Raw genomic sequence first — 12,473 nt, forward strand, 5'->3', positions numbered from 1 at the left:
AGTGGCTGGCTATCGCTCAGCCGCGGCCGCCCCTCAGGAGGTTGCCGATGTCCTGCATGTTTCGGATCGAGGTCGGCAGCGACAGGCGCATCTCTCGCTCGATGGCCTGCATGTCGTCGACAAGCGCACGCGCCTCGCGCACTCGGCCCAGTGCCTTGCTGTGCTCACGGTCGATCTCTTCCATCAACCGGTTGACGTTGCCGACCATGCGGTCACGCTGGACCTCCTCCACCTTGCTGCGCAGCTTGGCCATGCCCAGGTACAGCCTGGCGTCCTTGAGCGCCGTGCGCATGAAGGTGTAGGCGTAGTCGAAGGCGATGACCTTGGCGTAGCGGCTGATGAGCAGGTCGACGAAATCCTGGCTGCCGGCGGCCGAATCGCGCGTGTAACCCAGCGCGATCAGGCGGTAGACCGGTACCGTCGTCATGTTGACGAACTGGATTTCGGCGGGCTGCAGCGGCTGGCGCGCCGCGACGCGATCCCGGATCGACTCCAGCATGCGCCTCACCAGTACCGGGAACGGCGTGATCGAGGCCTGGCTCGTCGTCGGCGCCAGGCAGTCGGCATCCGGGCACTGCAGCCAGTTCGAGATCAGCACATGGTCCGCATCGGCGCCCGGCGCATGACCCTGGAGCAGCGTGTTCAGCGAGTCGATCGACGGCTCGAAGGGCTTGGGCATCGCCGGCTTCTCGTCGGTGGCGTTCGCCGGCTGGTAGATGATGACCGTGCCGGCGACGTTCATGAAGACTTCCTTCTCCTGGGCGCTGAGCGAAGAGCCGCTCAAGGCATCCCAGATCAGGTTGACGTCCCTGTCGGCCAGTTCGCGCTGCCTGGGGTCGCTGCTGGCCTTGGCGGCGGCATTGGTGGCGGCAACCCCGGCCTTGCAACGCACCCGCGCCTTGGCCGAGCTGTCGCCGAAGACCTCCATCGCCATCGTGATGCAGGAGTTCTCGGCCGTCATGCCGGTCACCGAGGACGTGGCGTCGACGGCGGCCTGGGCCATGGAACACACGCTGCCGCCGTACTGCGAGAAGGACTCCAGGCTCTTCTGCATGTCTCCGATGACGCTCTCGATCAGCGGATTGATGCTCTTGAGCGCAGCCTTGAAGGTCAGGCCCACATAGGCCTGCGCGACCTGCTCCAGCATCTGCTTGAATTGGCTTCCGTCGATGTGGGAAAAGCTGCCGAGGAAGATGTCTGCGCCGCCGCAGCCTGCGCGCACGCTGGGCAGAGAGAAGGACCAGAGCTGGTAGTTCCGTGCCGGGAAGCGGATCTGCATCTCGCCGCCGGTGTAGATGTTCTGCGTCTGTGACCGATAGGCCCCAGGCCCGGTCACGTTGGCCATGGCGCCGTTGCCGAACATGCTGGCCATCTGAGCGCTGAGGTCGGCCGCCTGAGCGGCCGGCGCGGCCTGCAGGCAGGCGGCGGTGGCCAAGGCGACCAGGCGCTGCCCGAGGGTGACGCTGGCACGGCGGCCCGGATTGGTGTCGAGTCCCATTGCCTCAGATCTCCACGTCGACCGACAGGATCTGCATCGGCGCCTGGGGTGCGGGAAGCGCGGGCAGTCCATGAGCAAGCAGTTCGCGCGTGCCGTTGGCCGCCGCCAGGATCGCGGTCACAACCCAGCCGGCGTCGGTGGGGATGCCGCTGTAGCCGTGAGCCCGGGCACAGGTGTCGGCCAGCACCATGGCATCGACGGGAGTCATGTGCGTCATCGGGAATCTCCTCGAGCTTGGGTTCAAGGCGCCGTCGCGCGACCGGGCTGGTGCGCGGGAATGGGCAGGTCCGCGTCGTAGCCCCCGAGGGCGGCCATGGCGCTGCGCGAGCCGCGTCCGGCCCCGCCCTCGCGCACGCGCACGATGGCGGCCACGCGATCGGCCATCTCGTCCATCGTCATCGCGCCGAATCCCACCGGAACGACCTCGCGCGTGGCGGGCCTGGCCAGCACCACGGCTGGCACGACGAAATGCTGCGACGGCACGCCCATGGCGTCGGCGACCGACTCGGCCAGGCCGTTGCTTCGCACCGCTCCGGGAAAGTCCGGGAGGCTGCCGCCGTCGAGGCTGACGGCATAGACGGTGAAGCCGTACTTTTCCTGGAACTGCCTCAGCATCGGCGCCTGGACATGGCAGTAGGCGCAGTTGCGCCGGAAGAAGAAGTACAGCCCGTGGGTCTGGGCCAGTTCGCGCAGCAGCTGGTCCCGGTCCTGCATCTGGATGCTGTCGAAGGCGCGCTGGGCGTTCGGCTGGGCCGGCCTGCCGCCGGCGAGCTTGCCGTCTATCCAGGGCATCCTGACCGCCACGACCTGGGCAACATCGGCGAAGACCGAGGCCTTCTGGCGCGCCAGGGTGAGCATTTCGAGGTAGCGCATGACGTTGGCCTCGCTGGGGTTCTGCGTGGCCACGTTCAGGGCGCGCTCGAGACGCTGCTTGAAGTCGTCCAGAGCCGCCAGGTCGCGGTCGTCGTCGGAGATGGGCGCCACCGGCACCAACCTGGCTTCCGATGGCATGGACTTGGGCGCGACCGGCGGGTCGAACTGCCAGAACCAGCCCTCGCGGGCGCGCCGCCAGTAAGGCGTCTCGACCGCCGGCTCGTCGACAGCGACCAGGGGAGACTGAGCGCCCTGGGCCTGGACGGCCAGGTTGCAGGACAGGAGCGCCGTGGCGAGCAGGCCGGCGCGGGCGCGAATTCGGGCCTGCCTCGGGCGCAGTGCATGCAGGTTCATCAGCACCTTCCTTTGCCGTAGTAGCAGCCGGTCTGCTGCCCGCGCACGTCGCCAGACACCTGGTTCTGTTCCAGCGGCGTGGCGTGGATTGAGGCGTAGAACTCGCTGAGGTCGAAGCGCGACCAGTCCAGGGCCGTCAGCTCGGCGGGCGTGAAGCCGCGGCAGTCGGGATTGCGAGCGTCGCCCCAGTCCACCGCGAGCTGGGCTCGACCCTGTTCCTGGATCACGCGACCGAGCAGGGAGCTGAAGCAGCAGGCCGAGTGCGTGCGCTCGACGCAGCTGCCGAATATGGCCCGGCTGGAGCAGTACTCGCCCACGGCGTGGCAGCGCCCCTCGCTCTTCTGGCGGTAGGTGTCCTGTTCGTCCTGGCTGCACTGCTGTATCAAGGCGGAGTCGCTGCAGCAGTTGTCGAGCCCGAAGCTCCCAACCGTGCAGCGGCGGTCCTGCCCCTTGAAAATCTGTACCGCCGAGCCGTCGACGGTCATGTCCTTGCCCGCCTCCTGGTGAGCTTCCAACTGGCTGACCGCCTGCGCAAACCCTGTGTTGGAAGTCTTGGTGCTGTCCCAGCATGAGCCGCCTGCGCAATAGCTGGAATCGCCGCAGTTCAGCGCCGACGAAAAGACGGCATCAGCTGTCTTGCAGTCAACGGCCTGCGTCGCCTGCAGGCAGCGGCCGGCGCTGTCGACCGACACGCATCCAGCATCGCCAGCCGGGCTACAGGCCGCGAACGCGGCCGCACCACAGGTCGACGATGCGTCGAGCGTCGTGCACTCAAACTGGTTGGAGTAGGACCAGCACTCGCGCCTGACGGACACGCCATCGATCACCCTCGTGGAGGGTCCGTCGGTGCAGACACTGCGGGTCCGTACACATTGGGACTGCCCGATCGGCCCGACGGTCGGCTTGACCAGGGTGCTGCCGGTATCCAAGCCGTCCTTGGCCTGGAGCGGCGCGCGTGCCTCTTGACTCGCGCACGAGTCCGTCCAGACATCCCCGCTGGCCGGTAGCAAGGTCGGCTCGGCGAAGCTGAGCGCAGTGCTGTAGTGCCGCCCGCCACTCCACTGCCAGCCTGACGGCGTAGCGGGGCCCACCGCGCCCCAGTAGGCGGCGACCCCGCCGGCGACACCCCAATATTCGAGAGCCCCAGCGGAAGCGGCGGCGTCGTAGTCCTGGTAGGGCACGAAGCAGGTCGCTTCGCTGCCGCCAGGAGGGTAACCGGAGAAGCTGATGTCGGCACCCCTGACCTGACCGGCCTGAGTGCAGGCGTAACCGGGCTCGATCGCAGGTGTCTGGACAAAGTGCACCGTCAGGTTGCACTGCCCATTGCTGCATCCAGGCCCTTCCCAGGCCACCTCGATCGGGAAGCAGTAGCCACTCCAGTGCGGCTGGAGGCCTCCGACCACCTGGGGCGTGCCGCCGGTCTGCGGCTGAGGCCTGGACAGGTCCAGGGTCACAGACAAGGGCCCTGAGCATGTGCCGTGCGAACCCCAGGCGTTGAACGTGAAGGGAACCCGGCCATTGCCGGTCGCATTGCAGTAGGCGACAACCGACATCTCGCCGCCGATGTTCGCGGAAGCCAGCACGCTGCCCACGTTGCAGGAATACCTATCAACGGGGCTCACACTGAGCGTCTTGGTGCAGGGCTCGGACTGCCAGGCGCCGGTGTCCAGGGTGCAGCTTCGGCGCTCGAACTGCGCGGGTGTGGTGAGGGTTCCTCCCACGGAACAGGCGTTGTAGGTCGACGCGATGTCGCCGAGAACGGCCGTCGGATTGCGCACCGCCTCCTGGGCGGCGAGCACCGGGCTGGCGGGCGTGAGATCGCTGGCGGGCCGCTGGGCAGTTGCCACCCGCGCCCCCGAGCACACGGGGTCGGACGGATTCGACGCGCACCGCGCTCGCATCGCCGCGGTGGGCCCTGCCGTGTCCTGGCGGCCATAGATCTGCTTCTCTGGCGGATCGGCAGTGAAGCCGCGTATGGTGTTGGCCACGACGCCCTGGCTCTGGCCGTTGCGCAGGTTCAGTGCGTCGCTGTTGGCCCGCTGGGTTCCCAAGGCCTTGGCATCGTCGAAGGCGCTCTGCGGCGTTGCCGGTGCCTGCTGCTGGGCAGCGGCCGGCGCGCCCAGCATGGCCAGGGCAGCCAGGGCCGAGATCCCGATCCGGACCCGCCTCATGGGCGACCTCCCATCACCAGCAATCGATCCCGCGTGCGCCGCGCCACCTCGGCGAGATCGGCGTCGCCGCGCTCGATTTCGGCCAGCGCGTGGTCGATGCTCACGTCTCCGGCGAGCTTGGCGTATGCCGACCCCTGGCACTGGCTTTGGCCGCAGGCGACCAGCATCGGACGGGCGGGGTCAATGAGGACGAAGCTGGGCACTGCCCCGACTTCGAACCGCCTGTAGAGCATGGGATCGATCTGCCAGGCCACCCGTCGCTGGCCCATCACCTCCGTGATCGCCGCGGCGGTCTTCTTCAGCGACATTTCCTTCACGCCCCGCAGGACCAGGGTGGCGCGCACGCGCTCGGCATCGGCCACCAGCCGTTCGAGGCTGGGCGTGGGCATGCCCAGGCTGACGAAGATCAGCAGGCCCGCGGCGACGCGATCGGCGCCGCTCTCGGCCGCCGGTCCCCTGCGCATTTGCTCGTACTGCTCGGCCAGGCGGGACAGATCGACGCCGGCGCCGGGCCCGGATTCGGCCGAAGGTGGCCGCACGCCCGAACTGCGCTGTTGCTCCCTGGTGGCCCGCTCGAGGTCGGCGGGCGAAGGCAGCAGGCGGCGCGCCGCCTCCAGCTCGGCCGCGTCGGGCAAGCGCACCGGCGGAGTCGCCAGGCCTTCCGCAGCCCGTGCGGCTGCCAGGCACGTCAAGGCCGCGAGAACGGCGGCGCGGCGGCAAGAATTGAGGTTAGGAAGGTGCATGGTCGAGCTCGGGCCCTTCAATCGGACACGCAGCAGTTGCGCTTGCGAAACACCTGGTAGGAGAAGTCCTCGCCGCGGATCGGGTACTCGCGGCCCATGCCCCAGATCTGCGTCGTGCGACCCAGCGGCTGGCAGCAACGGTTGAGGCCCGTTCCATCGGTGCCACCAACCAGTGGTATGGGGTAGACCAACTGGGTCTTGTAGCCGCGCTTGTCCATCAGCGGAGCGGGGTAGCCGTTGCATACCGCGCCCTCCCCATGCCACTGCCAGGCGATGAACAGCCGGTGCAGCTTGGCCAGGATGCGATGGGTCAGCAGCGACGACGCCTGGATGCCGCCGATGTGGACGGGGACGTTTCCGTTCATCGGGTAGACCGGGCCGTTGCAGCCCGAGCACCAGAACAACTCGCGAATGCCGAAGCCGACACTGGCCATGGTGCAGTCCACCGAGCAAGCGGCGATGGCCAGCAGGTTGGCGAACAGCGGCGCCTCGGGCTCGAGGATGGCCGTCTCCTCGTCGTCGTGCCAGGCCGAGTCGTACTCGGACATATAGGCCAGGTCCAGCGAGCCGCTTTCCAGGCACTGCTGGTCCAGCAGCGCATTCAGGTAGTACAGCAGGGGATTGGCGTACAGATGGGTCTGGTAGAAGCCGTCCCTGCTCACCCGGTCCCGGCTCACATAGGACTGCGCGCCAGGTGGCTTGAAGGCGTCGCCGCCACTCATGTACATGCCACCCAAGGATGGAAAGCAGAAGGGTGTGCGGGTGTGCTCGACCAGGCGGGTCGGCTCCCAGAACCCGATCTCCAGGCCCATGCGGTAGTAAGGCGGCAGCGGGATGGGACAGAAGCAGATCGGCGAGCCCGGGTTCTCGATGTCCTCTTGTCCGGCCTCGACCGCGAAGGCGCCGATGCTGATGGGGAAGATGCACTGCCAGCAGATGTCGGAGATCGGGTTGGCCCACTCTCCGTAGCAGGTCACCTCGCCGATGGCCGAGCCGCCGCCGGTCACCACGGCCTGCGCGCTGCCGACGGCCGTGCAGGCGACCAGGGCCGCAAGGATCTGCCGGGAGCCGCGGCCGAGTCGCGCACGCAGCGTACGCAGCAGACGGGAAAGTAGCTTCAAGAAACTCATTGCGGGACCAGCTCCTGGATCAGCAGCTCACGACCTTCCTGGCTGACCCGCACCGGCACGGCCGTGAGGCCCAGGCGCTTGACCGTGCGGCCGTTCTGGTCGAAGTAGACCGGCCGCTTCCAATCCTGTGAGAGCTGGAGCGGTGAGCCGCCGACCAGGATGGGTTTGATCAACCCTTTTGCCTTCGCCAGTTCGGATCTGGCCAGTGCCACCTGGGCCGGGTCGCGCCCGTCGAAGATCAGCCAGGTCGATCGCATCGAAACGACATCGAGCGGGTTGGCGACCGTGCCGCCGGGGACGACCACCCTGCCCTTGTCGTCGAGCACCGATTCGTCGAAGCGGACCGACGGATCGAAGCGCCAGGACCGGGCGACCTGGACGCGGCGCAGCCCCGGCACCGGCGCGGGCGTGTGCACGCTGGCTTGCACACGGCGCTTGGCTTCGGCCTCTATGCGCGCGAGTTCGCCGCTGGCCTGCTTCTCACGCAGCAAGCCCGTGATCGAATCGAGCATGTCGGGCTCGGCGATGGGGTAGACCGGCCCCACGGTGCCCAGGTCGTGCGCCCAGCACCCGGCCGGTACAAGCGCAGCGACCAGGACAAGCATGCCGGCGAGGTTGGGCACGGTCACCACAGCTTCACCGCCTTGCCCACCAGGGCGCCCGCCGGCACCAGGCCCATGACGGCATAGCGCGAGTCCAGCGCATCGGCGTGGGGCGCCCAGACGTAGACGAAGCCCGGGGGGATGGTCTGCGGAGACACCGGCGTCAATGGCACGCCATGGCTCGAGGTCGGCTTGCAGCGCCCGACAGCCAGGCGGCCGCCACGGGTCTGCAGGTAGACCTGGTCGCCTTCGACCTCGACGCGATCCCCTGGGATGCCCACCAGGTACTTGATCAGCCCCTCGCCCATCCTGGGGCCTGCCAGCGAGACTTCCATCCCGACCTTGCGCTGCAGGCGTGCAAGCATGCCTTCCGGGTAGTAGCGCTCGAGCGGGCGTCCTGCATAGCCGAAGACCACCAGGTCACCGGGCCTGGCCGGCGCACCCTTGATGACCAGGGCCAGGCTGGTGTGGACGCTGTCGGTGGCCACCACCGCCAGGCTATAGGCCTGGGCCAGGAGACCGAGGACCAGAACGAGCGCCACGTCACGGGGCAACTGATGTCGGATCTGCGGCCAGCGTTGTTGCAGCCGCATGGCGATGCGCTCATGCAGGCTCATGGCGCATACCCCGCGCGCAGCGGCAAGCCCATGCGACGCGCCGCCTCGGCCGTGAAGTCCGGCATCGTCGCATCGGCGCCGATCACGGCGGCCATGGCCACGATGGCGCAGCGGCACTCGCCGGACAAGTCCTTGAGGACGCCCTCCAGCATCGGGCCGAAGTCCTCGGCGCGGCGCAGACCCGCCGCTACCGTCGGCGGGGCCGAAGCCGCCCCATCGACGGGTGCTGCCGCGCCACGGTTGATGGCGCGATCCTTGAGGCTCAGGTCGGCGGCCGCGTACAGCCGGGCGATGTCGATCAGGGCCAGGCGCGGCGTGCGCGGCTGGCGCACCCGCAGGTCGTAGATACCCAGCGCCAGGGCACAGACGCAGGTAGCGATCAGCACGGTGACGAGGTGGCGCGCCATGGCCGTCACTGCGCCTCTTCGATACCGCGGCGGCGCAGCACGGCGTCGATCGCCTGTGTCACCGTCGCACCGCGCTGGATCTCATCGTCCAGCGGTGTGTTGTCCTCGGCCCGGTTCGAGAACAGCAGCATGGTGCTGGGATTGAGCACCAGGCGCACCACGCCCTTAAACAGGCCGGAGTGGACATACCACTCGCGGAAGCTGCCCGAACTGGTAGCAATCGAGGTCAGGAGCCGACGCAGGCCATCGTCGAGGCGGATCGCGCTGCCGCTGGCGATGGCCTCGATCGAGTTCTCGGACTGCTTGCCCATCATGATGTACTCGCTCTGGTTCCAGATCGAGGCGCCATAGGGCGAGCTGAAGTAGTGCGCCACATCCTGCGTGGCGGTGATGGCCGAGCCGTTGTACTTGCGCACCCGCAGGTAGAGCTTCTCCAGGAACTCGGCCAGCACGCGATCGTCGCTGCCGTTGCCAGCCAGGGCTTCCTTGGCCTCGTCCATGATGAAGAGCTTCTGGCGGTGCCGCTCTTCCAGCATTTCCTGCGTTACCTGGTACAGCAGGATCATCTGCACGACCGAACGCAGATGCGGATTGCTCGACAGCTCCTGCATCTCGAAGACGAGGAAGTCGTTGCTGAAGTCCAGGTTGGACCGGCCCTCGAAGTAGGCCGCGTAAGGGCCGCCAGCGGCAAACGGCGCGAGCATGTCGGCCATGTCCAGGTAGCGCTGGTCGACCGGCCGGTCCTCGTAGAGGCGGCCGGACTTGTAGCGCTGCATGATGTGGGTGACCGTCATGTCGCGGCCGTGGGCGACGTACTCCTCCTTGATCACCGTGGCCAGGGTGGCGTAGATGGCCGGATCGAGCGCCGCGTGCGGGCTGGCCATCTTGGCCAGCAGGGGCTGGAGCACGGCGACGTCGTCGTCGATCCCGCCGCAGAGCTCGCCGTCGATATCCTGGGGCTCGGACACCAGGCTGAACGGATTGACGCAGATGCGGGCATCGTGGGTGAAACGCACGAACTGGCCCCCGATGCGGCCGGTCAGGCGCTCGAAGCTTCGTCCGGCCTCGAATACCCGGACCAGCGCACCCCGAGACGAGTAGGCGGCGGCGATCTCCTGCAGCAGCGTGGACTTGCCCGCGCCCACGCCGCCGACGATGGCGACGTTCTTGCCGCCGTTGGTGTTGTCGAAGAAGTCCAGCGTCGTCAACTGGCCCCGTCGCCCCACCATCAGCATGGTCGGCGTGCCGGTGCCCTTGCCTTCCGCCACGAGTGGCGCGAGGTGGATGGTGTTGCCGGAGGTTCGCAGCTCGAAGCGCTTGAGCTGATGCAGGTCGGCCGTGAACGGCTTGGACATGCCCATCGGCAGGGACTGCAGCAAGGCGGCCCGGTGGATGAAGCCGTCGACGACGAGCTCGAAGCCGCGCGCCCGCCAGAGGTCGCGCAGCGCGCTCTCGGCACGCCCACCCTGGCCTGGCTGGGTGAAGAGGACGACCTGGTGGTAAGTCCACACCAGCTTGCCGCCGCCGGAGAGCGCCTTGAGGGCGTTGTCCCAGTCCTGGTTGCGCTCGGCGAAGCCAGGGCTGTACTGGGCGATGTCGCCGCTGGCATTGCGCTGGGCCTGGGCCTTGTCGGCGATGGCCGCGCTGCTCATCGAATCCTGGTCGGGGATGGACACCCCCATCGTCACCAGGAAGGGACAAGGCAGCTGCAGGCTGTCCTGGAACATGTCGCCCACCAGGGCCGACATGCCCCACAGCGCGAATGTCTTGGGCGTGCGCTGCACCGACAGGAAGCGCAGCTCGACGCGCTCGTCATCGCCTCCACCCAGCCGTTCCACCAACACCTTGGACGGGTCGCTCCAGTCGGCCGTTGTGTCGCGGTCGACGATCTGGTCGCACAGCGGCTTGTGCTCTGCGTAGGACACGGGTTCGAGATGCGAGGCCCGCAAGCGACCCGGGTTCAGCCACTCTCCGACCAGGCCGATCAGGCGGTCGGCGTCGACGACGCTGGCCGGAAAATGGGCCGCCAGAAGCGTGCTGCGCATGCCCTCCCGGATGTCGAGCAGCTTGTCCAAGCGCTGCTGGTCGCGGACATTTCCGGGCAAGGTCACCGAGACGAAGATCTGGAAGTCGCGCACCAGGAAGGCGACATCGCCCGACAGCGGCTGCCGCGACGCCTGCAGCAAGTGGGCATAGCGCCGGCGCGCCATCACCCGGAAGACATTGGCATTGCGGGCGGGTCGGCCGCCACGCAGGGCGGCCTTGCCGACCGCATCCTCGTCGGCGCGGCGCAGGTTGGCGTAGTCGCGCAACTGGGGGCCGACATTGGGCGAAGCCCACAGGTGGATCTGCATCGTCGCGTCGGTGGGCATGCGCGCATACAGGCCCTTGAGACGCTCGGCCGTGTCCTGGTTGGCCCCGGTCTGGGGAGTGACCTCGAGCACGAAGCCCAGCGAGTCACGGTTGATGAAGACCCGCTCGGCCGGACGGTAGGCGCTGTAGGGCAGCCAGCTCGCCATGCGCGCACCCGACTCGGTGAGATCGACGACCGGGCCCGCCTCGATTTCGGCCGGCGTGGGCGGGGCCAACAGGGCCCTGGCACGGGAAATCAGGTCGGCGATCACGGCCGGACCTCCCCGCGCGCGCCGGCCTTGGCGGCGGCATCGCGTTCGGCAGCGGCTGCGGCCTGGGCCCTGCCCTGCCGCATGGCCTCTTCCATGGCCTGCGGGCCTGTGCGCGCCGCCGGCGCCGGGCTGGCAGCGGCGGGCTTGGGCGACGAGGGGACCGCTTCGCCGACGAGGGCGGCGCCGGCCTTGGCTGGCGCGAATTCGCGCCGAATCTGGGCCCGGTTGTGCTCGATCAGCCAGCGGCCGGCGTCAACCTGCAGGTAGACGTAGCTCTGGTCGTGCAGATCGCCGTCGGCGTCCTCCCAGGGTGCGATCCAGACCCGGACGATGGTCGGCTCGGATCGAATCGCGCCGATCTCTGGCGGCGCCACTGCCTTGCGATAGGCCGGCAGCTTGGGAGGCGCCTTCTGGGCCTCTCCAGGGCCCGGAAAGGTGCCGTCCGGTGTTGCATTGACGGTCTCGGGGCTGTTGACCACCGGGGCCGCTGGCACGGCCTTGTGCAACCGCTGCGACGGCAGGTTGCCGGCGCGCTCGTTGTGGTGCACGCCCGAGACACTCTGGCAGGGGACGCCCTCGGGCGCCTTGCACTGGAACTCGGAGTTCGACCCCAGACCGGAGAGGTTGACGCAGGCCGAGACGAAGAGGGCCGCGACGAGCGGCGCGAGGCGACGAAGGCGAAGAAAGTCCATGGTGGCGGAGGTCCGGTTGGCTGGATTCAGCGGGGTGCGGTCTTCACGGTCGAGCTCGCCGAGATGCCGGCGCCGCCACGGCTGCGCTGGGCCTCCAACTGGGGCTCGGCCAGCCAGGCGGCGAGCTGGGACGCCGGCAGGCTGCCGGCCTTCTTGCGCCCGTCGGCTGCGACGAGGGTCGGCGTGCCGGTGATGCCGAGTGACTTGGCCAGCGCTTCGGCGGTATCGCCATGGCCTGCCGCACACTCGGCTGCGGCAGGCTGCGGAGCCTGCCCGCGCAGCATCCAGGCGGCCCAGGCCGCAGCCGGGTCAGCGGCGCAGGAGATGTCGCTCGCCAGGCGCCTGGACTCGGGGCCCAGCAGCGGAATCACGAAGGTGTAGACGGTCAAGTCGTCCAAGCCCGCGAGCGTCTGCTGGAGTTGTCTGCAGTAGCCGCACTGCGGGTCGGCAAAGACGTAGAGCACCCGAGAGCCCTGGCCCCGGGTGTGGCGCAGCGCGCGCGCCTTCGGCAGCGCTGCAACGTCGACGCGGTCGAGGGCTGCCTTGCGGTCGGCCGTCAGGTCACGCCGCTCCTGCATATCCCAGACGTTGCCGAACAGCGCATAGCGGCCGCTGGCGTCCATGTAGGCGACGTTCCTGCCCATCACCACCTCGTAGAGGCCGGCGATGGGCGAGGCCGCCACACTGTCGATGCGAGTGCCGGGATTGCGGGCCTGCAACCGCTCGCGCACCGTGGAAAGGGCATCCACGTCAGCGGCGCGG

General features: G+C 68.4%; 12 protein-coding genes. All 12 read right to left on the minus strand.

The genetic code is table 11. The annotated features are described in order from the left end of the window. Nucleotides 1-16 precede the first annotated feature (16 nt). Complete coding sequence (locus JMV16_RS02510; RefSeq protein ID WP_201492560.1) at nucleotides 17-1,498, minus strand: conjugal transfer protein TraH; 1,482 nt, start codon at nucleotides 1,496-1,498, stop codon at nucleotides 17-19. A gap of 4 nt (nucleotides 1,499-1,502) precedes the next feature. After that, a complete protein-coding gene (locus tag JMV16_RS02515) occupies nucleotides 1,503-1,715 on the minus strand; it encodes a hypothetical protein (protein ID WP_201492561.1) in 213 nt (70 codons plus the stop codon). A 23-nt stretch (nucleotides 1,716-1,738) separates the two neighbouring features. Continuing rightward, on the minus strand, nucleotides 1,739-2,725 hold the full coding sequence (locus tag JMV16_RS02520; protein WP_201492562.1) for a conjugal transfer protein TraF: 987 nt from the start codon (nucleotides 2,723-2,725) through the stop codon (nucleotides 1,739-1,741). Beyond that, nucleotides 2,725-4,896 carry a conjugal transfer protein TraN gene (gene traN / locus JMV16_RS02525; protein ID WP_201492563.1) on the minus strand — a complete coding sequence of 724 codons (2,172 nt, stop codon included), beginning with the start codon at nucleotides 4,894-4,896 and terminating at the stop codon, nucleotides 2,725-2,727. The genes JMV16_RS02520 and traN overlap by 1 nt, the downstream gene beginning before the upstream one ends. Further along, nucleotides 4,893-5,537 (minus strand): type-F conjugative transfer system pilin assembly protein TrbC, encoded by a 645-nt coding sequence (trbC, locus tag JMV16_RS02530; RefSeq protein ID WP_201492564.1) that lies wholly within the window; start codon nucleotides 5,535-5,537, stop codon nucleotides 4,893-4,895. The genes traN and trbC overlap by 4 nt, the downstream gene beginning before the upstream one ends. Nucleotides 5,538-5,656: 119 nt before the next feature. After that, nucleotides 5,657-6,769 (minus strand): TraU family protein, encoded by a 1,113-nt coding sequence (locus tag JMV16_RS02535; protein WP_201492565.1) that lies wholly within the window; start codon nucleotides 6,767-6,769, stop codon nucleotides 5,657-5,659. Next, nucleotides 6,766-7,398, minus strand: a complete 633-nt coding sequence (gene traW, locus JMV16_RS02540; protein ID WP_236580317.1) for a type-F conjugative transfer system protein TraW — start codon at nucleotides 7,396-7,398, stop codon at nucleotides 6,766-6,768. The genes JMV16_RS02535 and traW overlap by 4 nt, the downstream gene beginning before the upstream one ends. Continuing rightward, a complete protein-coding gene (locus JMV16_RS02545) occupies nucleotides 7,395-7,988 on the minus strand; it encodes a S26 family signal peptidase (RefSeq protein ID WP_201492566.1) in 594 nt (197 codons plus the stop codon). The genes traW and JMV16_RS02545 overlap by 4 nt, the downstream gene beginning before the upstream one ends. Then, nucleotides 7,985-8,395 carry a hypothetical protein gene (locus tag JMV16_RS02550; protein WP_201492567.1) on the minus strand — a complete coding sequence of 137 codons (411 nt, stop codon included), beginning with the start codon at nucleotides 8,393-8,395 and terminating at the stop codon, nucleotides 7,985-7,987. The genes JMV16_RS02545 and JMV16_RS02550 overlap by 4 nt, the downstream gene beginning before the upstream one ends. Before the next feature lie 5 nt (nucleotides 8,396-8,400). After that, nucleotides 8,401-11,019: a type IV secretion system protein TraC gene (traC, locus tag JMV16_RS02555; protein WP_201492568.1), complete on the minus strand. Its 2,619-nt coding sequence runs from the start codon at nucleotides 11,017-11,019 to the stop codon at nucleotides 8,401-8,403. Next, nucleotides 11,016-11,711, minus strand: a complete 696-nt coding sequence (traV, locus tag JMV16_RS02560; RefSeq protein ID WP_201492569.1) for a type IV conjugative transfer system lipoprotein TraV — start codon at nucleotides 11,709-11,711, stop codon at nucleotides 11,016-11,018. Before traV ends, traC begins: the two co-directional genes overlap by 4 nt. 26 nt (nucleotides 11,712-11,737) lie before the next feature. After that, nucleotides 11,738-12,460, minus strand: coding sequence for a DsbC family protein (locus JMV16_RS02565; protein WP_201492570.1), 723 nt, complete (start codon nucleotides 12,458-12,460; stop codon nucleotides 11,738-11,740). Nucleotides 12,461-12,473 lie beyond the last annotated feature (13 nt).

It is taken from the genome of Rubrivivax sp. A210 (genome assembly GCF_904426505.1).
In the GTDB taxonomy this organism is placed as follows: domain Bacteria; phylum Pseudomonadota; class Gammaproteobacteria; order Burkholderiales; family Burkholderiaceae_C; genus Rubrivivax.

Coding starts and splice junctions, on each gene's coding strand:
- JMV16_RS02510 (WP_201492560.1), bottom strand. CDS start 1,498: ATGGGACTCGACACCAATCCGGGCCGCCGTGCCAGCGTCACCCTCGGG.
- JMV16_RS02515 (WP_201492561.1), bottom strand. CDS start 1,715: ATGACGCACATGACTCCCGTCGATGCCATGGTGCTGGCCGACACCTGT.
- JMV16_RS02520 (WP_201492562.1), bottom strand. CDS start 2,725: ATGAACCTGCATGCACTGCGCCCGAGGCAGGCCCGAATTCGCGCCCGC.
- traN (WP_201492563.1), bottom strand. CDS start 4,896: ATGAGGCGGGTCCGGATCGGGATCTCGGCCCTGGCTGCCCTGGCCATG.
- JMV16_RS02535 (WP_201492565.1), bottom strand. CDS start 6,769: ATGAGTTTCTTGAAGCTACTTTCCCGTCTGCTGCGTACGCTGCGTGCG.
- JMV16_RS02545 (WP_201492566.1), bottom strand. CDS start 7,988: ATGAGCCTGCATGAGCGCATCGCCATGCGGCTGCAACAACGCTGGCCG.
- JMV16_RS02550 (WP_201492567.1), bottom strand. CDS start 8,395: ATGGCGCGCCACCTCGTCACCGTGCTGATCGCTACCTGCGTCTGTGCC.
- traV (WP_201492569.1), bottom strand. CDS start 11,711: ATGGACTTTCTTCGCCTTCGTCGCCTCGCGCCGCTCGTCGCGGCCCTC.